The sequence below is a fragment of the Bradyrhizobium sp. AZCC 2289 genome (assembly GCF_036924615.1).
In the GTDB taxonomy this organism is placed as follows: domain Bacteria; phylum Pseudomonadota; class Alphaproteobacteria; order Rhizobiales; family Xanthobacteraceae; genus Bradyrhizobium.
In genome coordinates this window covers 10,294,198-10,310,934 of the sequence record NZ_JAZHRY010000001.1, presented here as the reverse complement: position 1 = coordinate 10,310,934, position 16,737 = coordinate 10,294,198, and the positions used below count along the sequence as shown (strand labels likewise).

Genomic DNA, 16,737 nt, shown 5'->3' with positions numbered 1-16,737 from the left:
GCCGGGCGTTCGTTCTTTCGTGAAGGGGTCGCGATGGGAATCCTCGCCGTCTTGATTGTACTGCTGATCCTGCTCGTGGTTTCGGCCTGCTCTTCGGCGCGGTCCTATTTCGCCAAAGGCCGGCTCGCCGGCATGGAAGAGGCGACGCTCGAAATCATCCGCGGCATCAACTCCCATTATGAAGTGGCGGGCCAGCCGGCGCCCGACCAGGTGGCGAAAGCCGTGGAAGCGATCAAATCGTTTGCGCGCGGCTCGTCCTGCGAAAAGAGTATCTACCGCTATCAGGCCCGGCTCTGGATCTTCGGCGACGCCGTTGGCGCGGCCTGCTGGCGCAAGGGATATGACGCCTGCAGACAGCAGATGACGGCGAGAGATGATCGGATTCGCGTCGACTTCGCGATCGGTGAGTTGTTGCACCTTAGCGCGCTCGCGCATCTGGGCTTCAAGAAGATGATGCCAAACGATCGCGGTATCGAGATGAAGCGCTTCGGGGGCGAGCAACAGGCGCGTGAGGTTGCGCGCGCGCTCGAGAAACTGGAATGGGCTGTTCCTGAACCGCAACGGCCGGTCGAGCAATCCGCCAATCGCCGGGCGTTGATCGGTCGGTGGTGGCCGCCCGAGCGCAAGATCGCCTGAGCGGTTGACTGCGTTGGCGGCCTGGAATCCTGCCGCCTAGTCCGGGCGAGCCAGGCAGCATTTCTTCGCCTTCTTGCCGCTGCCACAGGGGCAGGGGTCGTTGCGCCCGACATGCCGCAAAGGATTTCTGACCGGTTCCATGGCCGAGTAGTTTTCCTTGAAAAGATCCTCGCCGAGCGGATTTTCCTCATCGAAAAGCCCGTTCTGGTCTTCGTCTTCGACGTAATCTGTCCATTCCAGCGCCTCGATCGCATCCTCGATATAGCCGAGACCGAGGTCATTGAATCGTTCGATGTCGTCTGACCGCTGCTCAGCTTCCAAGAGATCTTGTTCAAAGTCGCTGCGCGTAAGCATGTCAGGCGGCACGCGGCCTTCGTCCCAGGCGCTACGCACGAGCGGCGCCAGATCGCGCAAGCCGAGCAGCGCGATGGCCTGCAGCCAGCCTATCCAGACTTCATCCTCGTCGGCCGCAAGTCGTTTCTGGTGAAACTCGACAAGGAAGCGCCGCATCCGTTCGCGCTCGATCAGGCCCTTCCAGGTGAGGAAGGCCGTCGCGCCCAATAGCGCGTCACGGATGAAGTGATCAATGGAGCCGTCCACGATATGGTCGAACAGGGCTTCGGCATCGCCATCGAACACGCCAGCAACAATGCGCGCCAGCCCTTCGGTAACAGCGTCGCCGAGCAGACGGTCAAGTTCTTCCGCAGGACGGCGCTGGTTTCTCAAATGCCGCGTGCGGACCATGAGTTATTAGATTTCAGCCTCTTCGACCTCGCGCGGCGCGTTAAGGCATCGCGGGCGATGCTCTTCGAGGGCGACAGGCCGGTATCTATCAAGCCAGTGCTTTCGATCGTGCGCGATCATGCCTGAAAAAAACGAAGCGCGCCGGTTCATGCCGGCGGGTTTTCATTATTGGTTCGATCAAACAAAAAGACCGCCCGAAGGCGGTTTCTCTCAGCATCAAGTGAGCGTGAGATGTGAAGCAGTTCACATTTGAAAATCGCGAGTTGATTTAAGGCAGCGCAAACCCGTTTTCGGGAGACAGCGATGCCATTATTCAATAGCCAGATCCATTGGCGGGGAATAGGCAACACGGTCGTCGTCGAGCTTCTCGTCTTGCTCGCGCTTGCGTTCGCGGTTGTTCGTTACGTGGAATGGTCATCGGACGCTGCCCAGGCCGAATTTATGAGCGCGACCAAGCCATCAGCCTCTGATCCGAATCATTCCGGCGAATTTTCAATTGCGACCCAGCCCCTCAAGGGGCGAACCGGTTGCCCTCGGAAGGGTTGAACTACTCAGGGAACCGCCTTCACGGGCCCGCGCGTTGAACGCGCTGCTGTCGGGATCGCGCCAAACAGAAACGGCGCTGTTACCAGCGCCGTTCTGGTGCACCTACGCGTGGAACCGGCCCACTTCGACTGGCGCTGGTGGGAGCGACCCGCTCTGGCTCTGCTGGCGTGGGAAGCCGTGGTTCGCGATCCGCTAGCAAGGCTACGCCGCATCCAAGTGGAGTCAATTAGAACGACAATTAATTTTAGACCAGCGGCTATCACCCATCGCGACATCGCAGTATCGGCCTTGCCGATCGAATGCTCAGCAGACAGGTCGCCGACTGAGACCCCGCCGGATCGGCGGCGGGGTGGTCAGTCATTCGGCATCCCTAGCTGGGCAGGCGATGAATCGATATCGAGGAACCCAAGCGGAGTTCCAATTCTCGATAGTTTCACCGCACACGGCGCATTCAAAGCTGCTGATCTCGCGTGCCTCTGCAATGTGTTCGCTGCGGTCATAAACCGCGCCGCACTTACAAGTTCGATGGGTACCGATCATCGGACATCATCCCCGCCAGCGTTTGGGGTGCTTGTCTGTCATTCGCCTTCCGCAATCCTTTGCCTGCCAGCGTTCGTTAGTCGAAGTTCGCCCGGCAATTCCAGTATGTATCCTAGTTGGATCAGTCGGTCTTTGTGTTCGGGCGGGATTGCGCGGTGCATCGGACCCTTGGCGCAGTGCTGCAACGAGGCGAATTCTTCGCGGGTTAATGGTGGTGCAGACAAGCCTTGTGCCATCCCGCGAACATGCGCTCCGGACTGTCCGTTTTCCAGTGAGTAAGCCTGCCATAATCAAACTGAACCCACTACCAGGGCTCGGCAACCGGACGATGAGAGGTGAGGCCGCCGGTTCACGCCGGCGGGTTTTTCTTTGCCCTAGTTGCCAGTGCGCGCGCTGCTGTTCGGCCTTGGACAGCTTCTGAATGAAGCGCGCGGCGTCCTCAAGCGTCTTCATCTGACCCGATGAGGGCAGCGGTATCGGATCGTCAAACTCGCGCTGCCAACCTTTGCCGGCCATCAGACGCTTTACGCGTGCGGTACAGCCGCGCTTTTCGAAGAGGATATCTTACCGAGCGGGAGGCCATTGGCTGTTAGCCTCTGCATCGCGGACTGTTCTTCCATTAGGCGTCTTTCGACGAACTGCCGCTCGTGTTCGGTCAGGTTGCCCTTGAGCAATCGGCGATAGCGATGGATGTTGTTGCTGTGTGCTCTCAGGCGCACCAACTGCTCGTCGGTCATCTTCACCCCACGGGATCGGGAAAATGTGAATCCGGCTTAGCTCCATGCGATTTCAAGCAAATGTTGCACAGGGGCGGGATATTCTCCCGTTCCACCAGCTCTGTGCAGGGAAATTTCGGGGTATCTCAGTCGGGCAATGGAATTCAGCTTCTCCCTGAAAGTCATGAGCCGGCGCCACGGGCGGCGCATTCTACGAATGATCGTCGGGCGGGATTTGACTTGTTTCCGGATCAGAAATGAAAGCCAAAAATGACTGCCCCAAATTTGTAGTTCTTCTGTCAAGTAAACCCGAACCGCTCTGCATCCCGCCGAAGGATTCGTTGGTTGTGAGCCCCATCGAATAGAGGTCGACGCATATCCGATCAAAGATTTCTTTGTTGCTGTACATCTCGGGAAGCGCTTTTTCGATGATTGACGTAAGGCTGCCCATCATCATTCCTTTAGCCGATGCCGCCGCCGCTGGATTGCCTGCTGGCTTATCTACAAAATTCAAGCGCACCGCGTGCTGAGGGGTGATGCGATCGAGGTTTTGCATAAAGATCTGTCGGATAGTTTCGCTGACCGAAATGATCGCCGAATTGAGAATAGCGTTCTGGAGAAGCTTCTTTTTCGCTGCGCTAGCTGTGGTCGTTGCTATTCGAGCCGACTGAATGAATGTAGCCTGGAATTGTTCGTTCTCCCTGAGTGCGTCGGGTCTTAACGCTTTAAATTTGCTCTCAAGGGACATCACACGGTCGACGGTTTCCTTCATGAAATCATCGCGGCGTTCTTGCGCAGGGTCGCCGATGACGAATGCGAGAAATTCTAGGAGAGGGCTGCCGACGACTGGTAGGGCGCCTACCCCAGCGCGAATAGCCTTGTTCAGAACGTCTTCAGGCCGGTTATTGAATGGATCCGTCGCCTTCGGCCTCAAGTGTGCGTTGAAATGTACGCAGCAATCAGAACCGATATAAAAATGTAATGATATCAGTAGATTAGTTTGACAAATGGCGGAGCCGGAGGGATTCGAACCCTCGATAGGGCTTTACAACCCTATAACGGTTTAGCAAACCGCCGCCTTCAGCCACTCGGCCACAGCTCCGTAAGGGCCGATATGCCCGACGCGAGGGCCAGCCGCAAGCGGCAGATTCAGGTCGCGCTGCGGCCATTTGGTGGCGTTGCCGCCCCAGCCGCTGCGCGCAAACGAATCCCGCACGCCACGGCGCTGTTTTGCAGGCTTTCGCGCAAGGCTGCGCAATATCGGGGTGTCGCGTGGTCTAAGCGCCGATCGCTCGACGGGGCGAAGAATCGACGTTGCCGCCATGGCGATGTTTTTGAAGCGCGACACGCTTTCGGATTGGGAGTGCGCGATTCGCGCCGCCAATTCGGGTTTCCGCGCGCCATGCAAAAGCATTTGGACCCAGAAAAATATGGGCTTTTGCAATTTTCGCGGGCGCACCACCGAACCGCTGGATGGCGGTCACAAGACCGAAACAGCGGACCCATCCCGCGAGCCTTTAATATGGGTCGTGATTGGGCTGTCTGGTGATCGCGCTGTCGCGTTGCATTTCGGGCATCGTCTTCTTGATGTGTCTGACATCGCGAGGCGGGAATCGGTGGCTGTGCTCGTTCGATTCGACGCGGAGAGAAGCCTTGGAGGGAAAAGCGCGAAGCTGCGCGGTCGCTGCAACCTAATCGCGCGTCAAATGGAACATTCAAAAAACGTCTTTATAAAACAATGGCTTGCAGTGAAAGTTCGATCACGACTGCGTGTTATTTGTGCAACACCCGCCGGAAAAGGCGCGCAGTGAGGCGCTTCAGCGCGGTTCCTTTATTGCGTGTGCAGACACTCTCGGTAATTGTGATGGTGCGACGGAGGGGGGCATCCCGAGGTCGTCCCGTTTTAGGTGGTTCGCTTAAGTCCCTCGCGTTTAGCGGGAGTGTCCGAAAGCGCGAAGCGACTAAGCGGGTTTTAAGGGACAAGGGAACCAACCTAGGGTGCTTCACCCAGCGGATCCGGAACCTTCCCTACAGAGCAACTTGGAGGTTTAACATGAAGATGGTTAAGAGCCTTATTCTCGGCTCAGCGGCGGGTCTCCTCGCCATGAGTGGAGCTCAGGCTGCCGATCTTCCCGTCAAGGCCAAAGCGGTCGAGTACGTGAGGATCTGCTCCCTGTACGGTGCTGGTTTCTTCTACATTCCGGGCACCGACACCTGCATCAAGCTGGGTGGTTATCTGCGCGTTGACACCACGTTCAACGGCAGCATCTACGACCAGCCGGCGTGGTCGGGCGACCTCGGCCAGGGCAATCGCTACCGCGATTACTTCGCCGCCCGCTCCCGTATGGCGCTGACGGTCGATACCCGCACCGCCACGGAATACGGCGTTGTCCGCACCTTCGGTCAGGCTGACTTCCAGTTCGGTACCCAGGGCAACAACACGGTCAACCCGGCCGTGTTCACGGGCTCGGGGAGCGCCGGCACCAGCACTGCTCTGCTGTACCAGCCCGGCGAAGGCTACGTCGCCGTCGAGTACGTGTTCATCCAGTTCGCCGGCTTCACCTTCGGTAAGTCGTCCTCGGCCTTCGCGACACCGTGGAATGGTTATCCGGGCAACAACACCTCGTTCCTGCTCGGCGGTCATGACACCGTCACCGGCGTGAACAACATCCAGTACACCGCCCAGTTCGGCAACGGCGTGTCGGGCACCATCGGCCTCGATGATCCGGTCGTGTTCAACCGCACCGCGGTCTACAATCTGGCTTACGGCCTCAACGCAACCGGCAACGGCGGCAACGCTTACGCCGGCGTGCATGCTCCGGACGTCGTCGGCAACATCCGCGTCGACCAGGCCTGGGGTCTGTTCCAGATTTCGGCTGCGGCGCATGAAGTCAACGGTTCCTACGACTTCCTGAACGGCGTTGCTGTTCCGGCTGGTGCTATTGGACTTCCTGCTGCATCTCCGACCGCGCTGTCGGAAATCGGCGGCCACCCCGACACCAAGTGGGGCGGTGCGGTGATGGCTGCGTTGCAGATCAAGAACATCCCGACCGGTGCCGGCGACGACTTCAAGATCGATGCGACCTATGCGCGGGGTGACACCAAGCAGGTGATCTCCACCAGCGCGGCTTCGCCGAGCTTCATGATGTTCGGCGGTACTAGCCGTCCGGGCGCCTATCAGAGCATCGGCTTCGGTGCGACGACGGACGCCGTCTGGCTCCCGAACCACGCCACGACCGGCGCGGTTGCCGCTCTCGGCGACAATCAGCTCAAGCTGACTGAAGCCTGGGGCGTCCGTGGTGCGTTCAACCACAACTGGGATCCCTATTGGTCGTCCAGCCTGTTCGGCAGCTATTCGGCGGTTCGTTACCGCGGTTCGGTTGGCGATCTGACCTCGGCGAAGGGCGCATACTGCGCGGCCTACGTTGTCGGCAAGGTTGTCTCGGCAGACTTCACCTGCAACCCGGACTTCAATGTCTCGCAGCTCGGTGTTGTCACCCGCTGGACTCCCGTCAAGAACCTGACGTTCTCGGCTGAAGTCATGTGGTTCCACCTCGACCAGAAGTACACCGGTGCCGCCGTTATGGGCCCATCGGCTCCGAAGCCGACCACCGCGTACGAGTTCAAGGACCAGGACACCGTCAGCTTGAACGTCCGCGTTCAGCGCAACTTCTGATCCTGATCGTCTGATCCAACTCCAGGAGAACCCCCGGCAGGAAACTGCCGGGGGTTTTTCGTTGTTAAGGGCTAGCGGCGAAGCATGGCCACCCGATCAGTCGGTTCGCGCTCGCCGTTATTTTTGGGGTAATCGCCGCTCGGGGGCCTGCACGCGGCAAATCAGCGGCATACGGCAAGCCCGGTGACGGGGCGCCCTGCCGGTAGGCTATTCGATGCTGGCGCCGCGCCGCAAATCGGCTTCGATCTGGAGCCGCGTGCCGCCGCCGAACCGCGCGCGATAGACCTGCAAATTCTCCATGATCCGTTGCACGTAGTTCCGCGTCTCGGAGAATGGAATCAGTTCGACCCAGTCGACCGCGTCGACCTTGGGATCGCGCGGATCGCCATTGCGGTCGACCCATTTCTTGACGCTGCCGCGGCCGGCATTATAGGCGGCGAAGGTCATGATGTAGGAGCCGCGGTAGTCCTCGAGCAGGCCGCCGAGTTCGGCCGCGCCAAGTGCTGCGTTGTAGACCGGATCGGTTTTCATCCGGCTGAGGTCGAAGCTGACGCCGGCGCGCTTGCAGACATAGCGGCCGGCATCCGGCGTCACCTGCATCAGCCCGTAAGCTTGCGCCGGCGAGACTACGGCCGGATTGAACGCGCTCTCCTGGCGGGCGATCGCGTAGACGATACTTTGCTCGATTTCAGGCCCGAACTGCTTGAACGGCGGGATGCCATTAACGGGATAGGCGTAGAAATCGAACGGCAGGCCGCGATTGAGCGCGGCCTTGCCGACCAGCAGCATGCCGCGGGCATCGTGGTAGCGCGACGTCAGTTCGCCAAGCCCGACCAGGGCGTCGGGGTCGCCGTTCTCGCCCGTGTCGGCAAAAATCGGAATCGCGATCTCGCGCTCGTCGAGTTCATAGAGCAATTGCACCGCACGCACGATCTCCAGCCGCTCGGCCGCGCGACCGCGGGGGACGTTATTCAATTCGATCTGCGGCAGACCGAGCTTGGCCCGCGCCAACTGGCCGTAATAGCTGGTCGATTGCTCGGCGGCGCGGGTGTAGGCGGCGCGGGCCTCCTGGGCACGGCCGGCCGCTTCCGCCGCGCGGCCCTGCCAATAGCCGCCGCGCGCGAGCGCGGTCGGGTTTACGCTGCCGACGCCGATCCGCGCAAAATGCTGCGCCGCCGTCGCCGGATCGTTGAGGAACCGCAGCGCGATCCAGCCTGACGTGAATTCCTGCTCGGTCTTGTAGATGTCGCGTGCGGGAAGGGCGGCGTCCCTGGCAATCAGATAGGCGGTGCGATGTTCGCCGGTGTCGAGCATCTTGCGCGCCAGCAGCCGCCGCTCGATCCACCATTCGTCGACATTGTAGAGCCGGGCAGCGTCCTTTGGCGCGCTCATCATCAGTTGCGCGGCCTCCGCAAATTTCTCCTCGCGGCGAAGCAACTGGATCTTTGCGAAGATGTAGCCGGTGTCGCCATGCAGCTCGCGCGGCACCGCTTCGAGCAGGGCCCTGCTGTTGGAGGCTTTTCTGTTCGACGCGATGCGCGCCTTGGCCAACGCGACATGGCCGGCGCCCAGCCGTTTTGCGGCCCGCAGGGCTGCGGCCTCCTGCTCGTTGCTGTAGAGCAGCGTATCCATCCGCGCCTTGTGATCGCCCGCCGTCAGCAGCGCGCCGAACAGATCGAGCGCGGTGCTCTCGGTATCCTCCGACATCGGATCGTTGCGCCAGGCCTCGCGCACCAGCCGTTCCGCATTGGCCCGATCGCCGCGAGCGATCATTACCCGTGCCAGCGCGAACCGGCCCTTGGCCGACACCGGCGATTCGTTTTCGAACCACGACCACACGGTGGCGTCGTCGCGATGATCATCCCACAGGCTTGCTTCGATGCGCCGGCGCAGGAAGGTTTGCGAAGGCCAGCTCGGATTGGCTGACAGGAAAGCGCGGTAGCGTTCGAACGATGCACCATTATCGTCGCTGCGCAGGATCAGCCATTCCGCAAGTTTTCTGGCGACCGGATCCGATATTGCGGCTTCCGCCTGCGTCGCATCCGCGGGCTTGTGCTTGCGGACCAGGTCGATGACGTTTTCCAGCGCGTCGGTGTCGGCTTGCGACGTCGACGTCGTCGCGGCCACCGCCGCCGCGGCGACGGGTTTGCGCGCCGGCGGCAAGGCGGCATGCTGGCGCGTCGCGGGCGCCAATGGCGCAGCGGTTGCCGGGGCGGGCGCGATATTGGTCGCCGCCGTTTTTGCGCCGGGCACGGATTTCGGAACCGCGTTGCGGGCGATCGGCCGTGGTTTTGGCAGTGGAACCTTCGGCTTGGCCCAGGCGTCGCCTGCGATTGCGGTCAAGCCGACCGCCAGCGCCAGACTTGTCGCCAGTGCGGTCGATCGCAATGCGGCTGCACGGGCGAAACGGGTCACGGTTTTCCTTTGCGGCGGCGAATCATTCAATCGCTGAAGCCTTAGGTCTATTTGATTGAATATGTGGACAAAATGCTAAAAACGTCGCAGCCGGCGATGTTTGCGCCCGCACCACGGCAAAATCGCGGCCGGGGGTGGACCGGCTCGGCCCTTTCGCGGGATCGCCAGACCCGATATGAATTGGCGCTACACAGCGTTTTCCAGCGAGGTTCGCGCCAAGAAAGCGTGTCGAAACAAACTTTACGGTCCGTGCCGTCAAATCGCGCGTTGGGAGGAAGTCCATGGCAGCCAAGACAAAATTCCGGGGTTCATTCACCGCCTTGGTCACGCCATTCAAGAACGGCTCGCTCGACGAGGCGGCCTTCCGCGGCCTGGTCAATTGGCAAATCTCCGAGGGGACCAACGGTCTGGTTCCGGTCGGCACCACCGGCGAAAGCCCGACCGTCAGTCACGACGAGCACAAGCGCGTGGTCGAGTGGTGCGTCGAAGAGGCCAAGGGCCGGGTGCCCGTGATCGCCGGCGCCGGCTCCAATTCGACCAAGGAAGCGATCGAGCTTGCCCAGCACGCCGAGAAGGCGGGGGCGGACGCGGTGCTGGTGGTGACGCCGTATTACAACAAGCCGACCCAGGAAGGCATGTACCAGCACTTCAAGGCGATCAACGACGCCATCGGCATTCCCATCATCATCTACAACATTCCGCCGCGCTCGGTGATCGACATGTCGGTCGATACCATGACGCGGTTGTTCGAACTGAAGAACATCGCCGGCGTCAAGGATGCGACCGCCAGCATGGTGCGGGTGTCGCAGCAGCGCGCGGCGATGGGCGAGGACTTCAACCAGCTCTCGGGCGAGGATGCCACCGTGCTGGGCTACATGGCGCATGGCGGCCATGGCTGCATTTCGGTGACCTCGAACGTGGCACCCCGGCTGTGCGCGGAATTTCACGCCGCCTGGCAAAAGGGCGATGTCGCCACCGCGCTCAAGCTGCATGACAAGCTGATGCCGCTGCACACCAATCTCTTCATCGAATCCAATCCGGCGCCGGTGAAATACGCGCTGTCGCTGCTCGGCAAGATGGTCGAGAAGCTGCGGCTGCCGATGGTGCCGGTGACGGAGCCGACCCGCCTGGCCGTGCGCAGCGCCATGGTGCATGCCGGCCTGATCAACTGACGCCGGGACCTTGTGAAGCCAGGAGCCCGCGCGATCTTCGCCTGAACAACGAAGAAGGAAATCGACCATGTTGAAGGAGTTCCGCGAATTCGCGATGAAGGGCAATGTCGTCGACCTCGCCGTCGGCGTCATCATCGGTGCGGCCTTCGGCGCCATCGTGACCTCGCTGGTCGGCGATATCATCATGCCGATCGTCGGCGCGATCACCGGCGGTCTCGACTTCTCCAATTATTTCACCGGGCTTTCGAAAGCGGTGACGGCGACCAATCTGGCGGACGCCAAGAAGCAGGGCGCGGTGCTGGCCTGGGGCAATTTCCTGACGTTGACGATCAATTTCACCATCATCGCGTTCGTGCTGTTCGTCGTTATCCGCCTGATGAACCAGCTCAAGCGCAGGGATGAAGCCGCCGCTGCCGTGCCGCCGAAGCCGACCCGCCAGGAAGAACTGCTGACCGAGATCCGCGATCTCCTCAAGAAGGCTTGACGTGGCCGAGAAGAAGAACGAGCGCCCAATCAAGGTTGTCGCCGAAAACCGCAAGGCACGGTTCAACTATGCGATCGAGGACACCATCGAGACCGGCATTGCGCTGACCGGCACCGAGGTCAAATCGATCCGCAACGGCAAGACCACGATCGCGGAATCCTATGCCGATACCAAGGACGGCGAGATCTGGCTGATCAACGCCAATATTCCGGAATATCTGCAGGCCAACCGCTTCAACCACGAGCCGAAGCGGCCGCGCAAACTGCTGCTGCACCGAAAGCAGATCAACAAGCTGATGGGCGCGGTCGATCGCGACGGCATGACGCTGATTCCGCTAAAACTCTATTTCAACGAGCGCGGCCGTGCCAAGCTTCTGCTGGCGGTAGCCAAGGGCAAGAAGCTGCACGACAAGCGCGAGACGGAAAAGAAACGCGACTGGGGCCGGGAAAAGGGCCGCCTGATGCGGGCGCGGGGATAGAAAGATTCCTCATCCTGAGGAGCGCGCCTTGGCGCGCGTCTCGAAGGATGAGACCGCAGGGCTTCATGGTTCGTGACGGCGCAAGCGCGCCTCCTCACCATGAGGTCGGAAAGTATTGGATGCCGAGGGAAGGGTGATGAACCAGAAGAACCTGCTCGAAGTCGACTGGAGCAAGATCCCGGCGCCGACCGACGATGGCACGGCGGCGCATCTTGTCGGCATGACGATCCCGCCGCTTCCCCTGATGGCCACCGACGACTCTTCGGTGACGCTGTCAGCGCTGCCGGGCCGGACGATCGTGTTCGCCTATCCCCGCACCGGCGAGCCCGGCAAGATCAGCCTGGTCGATGATTGGGACATGATCCCGGGCGCACGCGGCTGCACGCCGCAAACCTGCTCGTTTCGCGATCTCTATGCCGAACTCAAGGCCGCCGGCGCGAGCCAGGTGTTCGGCCTGTCGACGCAAAGCAACGCCTACCAGACCGAGATGGCCTCACGGCTGCATCTGCCGTTCCCGGTGTTGTCGGACGAGAAGCTGGCGCTGACCCGCGCGCTGAATTTGCCGACCATGGCGGTGGCGGGCCTGACGCTGATCAAGCGGCTGGCACTGATCGTCGATAACGCGCGCATTACCCATGTGTTCTATCCGGTGTTTCCGCCCGACCGCAACGCCGGCGACGTGCTGGCGTGGCTGAAGGAAAATAAGGTGCGGGCTTAGCTCAAATCCGCTCTTACCTTCGCAAACACGCTCCGAAACATGTCCGGCGTCAGCACCCGCGTGTTGGTGTTGTAACGCGAGCAATGATAGCTGTCGTACAACTTGATGGTGCCCGCCGGATGGATCGCGCCGTGCCCGAACGGTGCTGCCGAATTACGCAGGCCCAGCGCCTTGAGCGTCGATTCATGCGCGATGCGGCCGAGCGCCACGATCGCGCGAACCTTTGGCATGGTGGCGATGGTCGCCGACAGGAATTGCCGGCAGGTGTTGATCTCGACCGGCAGCGGCTTGTTCTGCGGCGGCACGCAGCGCACCGCGTTGCTGATCCGGCAATCGACCAGCCTCAAGCCGTCGTCAGGCCGCGCCTGGTAGACGCCCTCGGCAAAGCCATATTCGAGCAGGGTCGCATAAAGCAGGTCGCCGGCGTAGTCGCCGGTGAAAGGACGTCCGGTGCGATTGGCGCCCTGCAGGCCGGGCGCGAGGCCTACGATCAACAACCGGGCGGCGGGATCGCCGAACGAAGTCACCGGTGAATTGAACCAGCCCGGTTCGCGCGCCCGGGCCTGCTGGCGAAAATCGGCAAGCCGCGGGCAGAGCGGGCAGTTGCGGTCGGGTTCGAGGGGAAGGGGGGCTGCGCCGGAAAGCCGTCCCCGGCGCGCCGGATCGTTCTCAGTCCTCGAATTCGTCGTCATCGGCCCGTGGCGCCATGGTGGTCGCGCGCTGCAGGAATTGCGGCGCGTGATGACGCGGCTCGCGCGGAGCGGGGCGCTCGGAGGGGTCGCGGCCGAGCTTGGACTGCAGCTCGACCAGGTCGGTGAATACGTCGGCCTGGCGCCGCAACTCGTCGGCGATCATCGGCGGCTGGCTTGAAATCGTGGAGACCACCGTCACCCGGACGCCGCGCCGCTGCACGGCTTCCACCAGCGAACGGAAATCGCCATCGCCGGAGAACAGCACCATCTGGTCGACATGCTCGGCGAGTTCCATGGCATCGACCGCAAGCTCGATGTCCATATTGCCCTTCACCTTGCGGCGGCCAGAGGCGTCGATGAATTCCTTGGTCGCCTTGGTGACGACGGTGTAGCCGTTGTAGTCGAGCCAGTCGATCAAGGGACGGATCGAGGAATATTCCTGATCCTCGATGATCGCGGTGTAGTAGAACGCGCGCACCAAAGTCCCGCGGCTCTGAAATTCCTTGAGAAGACGCTTGTAGTCGATGTCGAAGCCGAGCGTTTTGGCAGTTGCGTAGAGATTGGCGCCATCGATAAAGAGCGCGATCTTGTTGGAAACAGGTGACATCAAGGGTTTCTCGCGTTGTTGTTAACATTTTTGGCGCAGCGGCAATCAACCGCGCGCACTTTCCAGTCGTGCTGCCTAAAGTTCGGTGAATCTTTCCCCACGACAATCACCACTGCAATTATGGTGAGGCGAGGGCGAAAAACCTAGTCTTTTGACAATGCAATGAAGAGTTTTGCTTGTCCCGGGCGGTACTTCGCCGCGTCTGGACGCTCCGGCCTTCTGGCCCCGGGGGTGGGTTAGCAGAGCCCTCCGGGAAGGCAAATCACAAGTTTGGTCTTGCGAAACGGCCCTTACCCCTATAACTAGCCCCTATAACCGACATCTTGGCCCCATTTAACGGAGCGACAGTCTATGGCGCGCGTCACCGTGGAAGATTGCATTGATAAGGTCGACAACCGGTTCGATCTGGTCCTGCTGGCAGCGCATCGCGCCCGTATGATCTCGTCCGGGTCGCAACTTACGGTTGATCGAGATAACGACAAGAATCCTGTCGTATCGCTGCGGGAAATCGCCGACTCCTCGATTTCACCGGAAGATCTGCGTGAGGAACTGGTTCATTCCCTGCAGAAATTCGTCGAGGTCGACGAGCCAGAGCCCGACACCGTGCCTTTGATCGGCTCGGCCGGCGCCAGCGTCGACGCCGACGACACCGAAGTCGCGGTCGAGCGCATGACCGAGGAAGAGCTTTTGAAGGGCCTCGAGGGCCTGGCGCCGCCGGAAGAGCAGCCCGAAGAGGACGAGTAAGCCTCGTTCGGAGGGTCTCCAAACCGCCCGATTTGCCAAAGGCCCGGACATTTGTCCGGGCCTTTGCTTTTGTTGACATTTTTGCGGTTACGATGCGTCCTTGACGAACGAAATCTGGGTTTTCGAGCGTTTCTGCACCTCACGGGGTGCTGCTTCGCACGAAAACGCACTAGGTTATGTCGTGAAGCGGACCCATCCGGTCCGCGCGGATGAAGGCAGTGATTCGATGGCGTATTGGCGCCGCACCCCCCGGCAGATGCAGGCCGCGACCGAATCGGTCGCCGTGGCGCCCGCGTCGCCTGTGGGGGAGAAGGCCGCCAAACCCCCGCGCTCGCGCATGATGCGGCAATACGATCTGGTGGAGCGCGTCAGGTCGTATAATCCGGACACCAACGAAGACCTGCTGAACCGCGCCTATGTCTACGCCATGAAGGCGCATGGCACGCAGACCCGGGCGTCGGGCGATCCCTATTTCTCGCATCCGCTCGAGGTCGCGGCGATCCTCACCAACCTCAAGCTCGACGATGCCACCATCGTGGCGGCCCTGCTGCACGACACCATCGAGGATACCGAGGCGACGCGCGCCGAGATCGATACCATCTTCGGCCATGAGATCGGCGCGCTGGTCGAGGGGTTGACCAAGTTGAAGCGGCTGGAACTGGTTTCGCGCGAGGCCAAGCAGGCCGAGAATCTGCGAAAGCTCCTGCTCGCGATCGCCCAGGACGTCCGCGTCCTGCTGATCAAGCTCGCCGATCGCCTGCACAATATGCGGACGCTGGAATTCGTGCCGCACGCCTCGCGCCGCCGCATCGCCGAGGAGACCCTCGACATCTATGCCCCGCTCGCCGGCCGCATGGGTATGCAGGAGATGCGCGAAGAGCTCGAGGATCTCTCGTTCCATACGCTCGATCCGGAAGCCTATGCGGTGGTGATGCAACGGCTGGATTCCTTGGCCGAGCGCAATCGCAACCTGATCAGCGAGATCGAAAGCCAGCTCTCCAAGAATCTGCAGAAGAACGGCATCGCCGCCCGCGTCTATGGCCGCCGCAAACAGCCGTTTTCGATCTGGACCAAGATGGAGCGCAAGTCGGTCGGCTTCGAGCAATTGTCCGACATCTACGGCTTTCGCGTCGTGATACCCGACGTCGAAGCCTGCTACCGCGCGCTCGGCGTCGTGCATACGACCTGGCCGGTGGTGCCCGGGCGCTTCAAGGACTACATCTCGACGCCGAAGCAGAACGACTATCGTTCGCTCCACACCACCGTGATTGGGCCCGGCAAGCAGCGCGTCGAACTGCAGATTCGTACCGAGGAAATGAACCAGATCGCGGAATTTGGCATCGCCGCGCACGCTTTCTACAAGGATGGCGTGGGTTCGCCGACCGAGCTGCTTAACCGAGAATCCAACGCCTTTGCCTGGCTGCGGCACACCGTCGGGATCTTGTCGGAAAGCGCCAATCCGGAAGAGTTTCTGGAGCACACCAAGCTCGAACTATTCCACGACCAGGTGTTCTGCTTCACGCCGAAGGGAAAACTGATCGCGCTGCCGCGTCAGGCCAATGTGATCGACTTCGCCTATGCTGTGCACACCGACGTCGGCAACTCGGCGGTCGGCTGCAAGATCAACGGCAAATTCGCGCCATTGTCGTCCGAACTGCAGAACGGCGACGAGGTCGAGGTGTTGACCTCGCAGGCGCAGTCGGCGCCGCCCTCGGCGTGGGAATCGCTTGCGGTGACCGGCAAGGCGCGGGCGGCGATCCGCCGCGCGACCCGCACCGCGGTACGCGATCAATATGCAGGGCTCGGCCGCCGCATCGTCGACAGGCTGTTTGCCCGCGCCAAGATCGAATATGCCGACGACAAGCTGAAGGGCGCGCTTCCCCGGCTGGCCCGCGCCTCGATCGAAGACGTGATGGCGTCCGTCGGACGCGGCGAACTCAAGGCCTCCGACGTGGCCCGCGCGATGTACCCGGACTACAAGGAAGAACGGCTGGTGCGGTATGGCGCCAAGAAAAGCCTCGCGGTGAAACTAAAGCTGAAGGCCGATCCCCATCATCCGGCGCGTGCCGCATCGGTGATCCCCGTGCGCGGCATCAATTCCGATTTGCCGGTCAAATTCGCGCCGAACGGCGGCGCGGTGCCGGGCGACCGCATCGTCGGCATCGTGACCCCGGGCGAGGGGATCACGATCTATCCGATCCAGGCGCCGGCGCTGAGGGATTTTGAGGAAGAGCCGGAGCGCTGGCTCGACGTGCGCTGGGATATCGACGAGACTATGCCGCAGCGCTTCCCGGCGCGCATCAAGGTCGACAACGTCAACGAGCCCGGAAGCCTGGCTCAGGTCGCCACCGTGATCGCCGAACATGACGGCAATATCGACAATATCAGCATGTCGCGCCGCTCGCCCGATTTCACCGAACTGACCATCGATCTCGAGGTTTATGACCTCAAGCATCTCAGCGCTATTATTGCCCAGCTGCGCGCCAAGGCCGTCGTCGCACGGGTCGAGCGTGTCAATGGATAAAACCGGAGCCCTCATGGTGAGGAGGCGCTCTTGCGCTGTCTCGAA

The 16,737-nt window shown here is 61.3% G+C and carries 16 protein-coding genes and 1 tRNA gene; 10 read left to right on the top strand and 7 right to left on the bottom strand.

All coding sequences use genetic code 11. From position 1 onward, the window contains the following. Window positions 1-33: 33 nt before the first annotated feature. Window positions 34-636, top strand: a complete 603-nt coding sequence (locus V1289_RS48710) for a hypothetical protein (protein WP_334407007.1) — start codon at window positions 34-36, stop codon at window positions 634-636. A 36-nt stretch (window positions 637-672) separates the two neighbouring features. On the opposite strand, the gene V1289_RS48705 is transcribed toward V1289_RS48710, so the two are convergent. Continuing rightward, the gene (locus V1289_RS48705) at window positions 673-1,275 is read right to left on the bottom strand and encodes a DUF1186 domain-containing protein (RefSeq protein ID WP_334407005.1); all 603 of its coding nucleotides are present in this window, start codon (window positions 1,273-1,275) and stop codon (window positions 673-675) included. Here V1289_RS48705 and V1289_RS48700 point away from each other — a divergent pair. Beyond that, the gene (locus tag V1289_RS48700) at window positions 1,240-1,506 is read left to right on the top strand and encodes a hypothetical protein (protein ID WP_334407004.1); all 267 of its coding nucleotides are present in this window, start codon (window positions 1,240-1,242) and stop codon (window positions 1,504-1,506) included. The two genes, V1289_RS48705 and V1289_RS48700, sit on opposite strands and share 36 nt — an antisense overlap. Window positions 1,507-2,990: 1,484 nt before the next feature. On the opposite strand, the gene V1289_RS48695 is transcribed toward V1289_RS48700, so the two are convergent. From V1289_RS48695 to V1289_RS48685, 3 genes are all read right to left on the bottom strand, one after another. Then, complete coding sequence (locus V1289_RS48695; protein WP_334407002.1) at window positions 2,991-3,203, bottom strand: hypothetical protein; 213 nt, start codon at window positions 3,201-3,203, stop codon at window positions 2,991-2,993. A gap of 190 nt (window positions 3,204-3,393) precedes the next feature. After that, window positions 3,394-4,116 (bottom strand): hypothetical protein, encoded by a 723-nt coding sequence (locus tag V1289_RS48690; RefSeq protein WP_334407000.1) that lies wholly within the window; start codon window positions 4,114-4,116, stop codon window positions 3,394-3,396. 74 nt (window positions 4,117-4,190) lie between these two features. Further along, a tRNA-Ser gene (locus V1289_RS48685) sits at window positions 4,191-4,284 on the bottom strand. A 70-nt stretch (window positions 4,285-4,354) separates the two neighbouring features. On the opposite strand from V1289_RS48685, the gene V1289_RS48680 reads away from it, so the two are divergent. Next, entirely contained in the window at window positions 4,355-4,993 is a 639-nt protein-coding gene (locus V1289_RS48680; RefSeq protein WP_334406998.1) for a hypothetical protein, read from the top strand. Between the two features lie 242 nt (window positions 4,994-5,235). Next, window positions 5,236-6,858, top strand: coding sequence for a porin (locus V1289_RS48675; protein WP_334406996.1), 1,623 nt, complete (start codon window positions 5,236-5,238; stop codon window positions 6,856-6,858). 207 nt (window positions 6,859-7,065) lie between these two features. Here the strand turns inward: V1289_RS48675 and V1289_RS48670 are convergent, their stop codons facing one another. Beyond that, window positions 7,066-9,273, bottom strand: a complete 2,208-nt coding sequence (locus V1289_RS48670) for a lytic transglycosylase domain-containing protein (protein ID WP_334406994.1) — start codon at window positions 9,271-9,273, stop codon at window positions 7,066-7,068. Window positions 9,274-9,554: 281 nt separating this feature from the next. On the opposite strand from V1289_RS48670, the gene dapA reads away from it, so the two are divergent. From dapA to V1289_RS48650, 4 genes are all read left to right on the top strand, one after another. Continuing rightward, window positions 9,555-10,445 (top strand): 4-hydroxy-tetrahydrodipicolinate synthase, encoded by an 891-nt coding sequence (gene dapA / locus V1289_RS48665; RefSeq protein WP_334406992.1) that lies wholly within the window; start codon window positions 9,555-9,557, stop codon window positions 10,443-10,445. A 67-nt stretch (window positions 10,446-10,512) separates the two neighbouring features. Then, entirely contained in the window at window positions 10,513-10,929 is a 417-nt protein-coding gene (gene mscL / locus V1289_RS48660) for a large conductance mechanosensitive channel protein MscL (protein ID WP_334406990.1), read from the top strand. Between the two features lies 1 nt (window position 10,930). Beyond that, window positions 10,931-11,407: an SsrA-binding protein SmpB gene (gene smpB / locus V1289_RS48655; protein ID WP_309177421.1), complete on the top strand. Its 477-nt coding sequence runs from the start codon at window positions 10,931-10,933 to the stop codon at window positions 11,405-11,407. A gap of 136 nt (window positions 11,408-11,543) precedes the next feature. After that, window positions 11,544-12,125, top strand: a complete 582-nt coding sequence (locus tag V1289_RS48650; protein ID WP_334406988.1) for a peroxiredoxin — start codon at window positions 11,544-11,546, stop codon at window positions 12,123-12,125. On the opposite strand, the gene V1289_RS48645 is transcribed toward V1289_RS48650, so the two are convergent. Both V1289_RS48645 and V1289_RS48640 read right to left on the bottom strand, forming a co-directional pair. Next, window positions 12,122-12,817, bottom strand: a complete 696-nt coding sequence (locus V1289_RS48645) for a uracil-DNA glycosylase (RefSeq protein ID WP_334406987.1) — start codon at window positions 12,815-12,817, stop codon at window positions 12,122-12,124. The genes V1289_RS48650 and V1289_RS48645 overlap by 4 nt on opposite strands. Continuing rightward, window positions 12,795-13,424 (bottom strand): LabA-like NYN domain-containing protein, encoded by a 630-nt coding sequence (locus tag V1289_RS48640; protein ID WP_309177418.1) that lies wholly within the window; start codon window positions 13,422-13,424, stop codon window positions 12,795-12,797. The genes V1289_RS48645 and V1289_RS48640 overlap by 23 nt, the downstream gene beginning before the upstream one ends. A gap of 351 nt (window positions 13,425-13,775) precedes the next feature. Here V1289_RS48640 and rpoZ point away from each other — a divergent pair, with 351 nt between their 5' ends. Together rpoZ and V1289_RS48630 are read left to right on the top strand one after the other, a co-directional pair. Next, the gene (gene rpoZ, locus V1289_RS48635) at window positions 13,776-14,168 is read left to right on the top strand and encodes a DNA-directed RNA polymerase subunit omega (RefSeq protein WP_074276225.1); all 393 of its coding nucleotides are present in this window, start codon (window positions 13,776-13,778) and stop codon (window positions 14,166-14,168) included. A 226-nt stretch (window positions 14,169-14,394) separates the two neighbouring features. Beyond that, on the top strand, window positions 14,395-16,692 hold the full coding sequence (locus tag V1289_RS48630; protein WP_334407968.1) for a RelA/SpoT family protein: 2,298 nt from the start codon (window positions 14,395-14,397) through the stop codon (window positions 16,690-16,692). The last annotated feature ends 45 nt before the right edge of the window (window positions 16,693-16,737 follow it).

Bases quoted from the DNA above. Each gene is read 5' to 3' on its own strand.
- V1289_RS48710 (WP_334407007.1), top strand. From the start codon at position 34: ATGGGAATCCTCGCCGTCTTGATTGTACTGCTGATCCTGCTCGTGGTT.
- V1289_RS48700 (WP_334407004.1), top strand. From the start codon at position 1,240: ATGGTCGAACAGGGCTTCGGCATCGCCATCGAACACGCCAGCAACAAT.
- V1289_RS48695 (WP_334407002.1), bottom strand. From the start codon at position 3,203: ATGACCGACGAGCAGTTGGTGCGCCTGAGAGCACACAGCAACAACATC.
- V1289_RS48675 (WP_334406996.1), top strand. From the start codon at position 5,236: ATGAAGATGGTTAAGAGCCTTATTCTCGGCTCAGCGGCGGGTCTCCTC.
- dapA (WP_334406992.1), top strand. From the start codon at position 9,555: ATGGCAGCCAAGACAAAATTCCGGGGTTCATTCACCGCCTTGGTCACG.
- mscL (WP_334406990.1), top strand. From the start codon at position 10,513: ATGTTGAAGGAGTTCCGCGAATTCGCGATGAAGGGCAATGTCGTCGAC.
- V1289_RS48650 (WP_334406988.1), top strand. From the start codon at position 11,544: ATGAACCAGAAGAACCTGCTCGAAGTCGACTGGAGCAAGATCCCGGCG.
- V1289_RS48645 (WP_334406987.1), bottom strand. From the start codon at position 12,817: ATGACGACGAATTCGAGGACTGAGAACGATCCGGCGCGCCGGGGACGG.
- V1289_RS48640 (WP_309177418.1), bottom strand. From the start codon at position 13,424: ATGTCACCTGTTTCCAACAAGATCGCGCTCTTTATCGATGGCGCCAAT.
- rpoZ (WP_074276225.1), top strand. From the start codon at position 13,776: ATGGCGCGCGTCACCGTGGAAGATTGCATTGATAAGGTCGACAACCGG.
- V1289_RS48630 (WP_334407968.1), top strand. From the start codon at position 14,395: ATGGCGTATTGGCGCCGCACCCCCCGGCAGATGCAGGCCGCGACCGAA.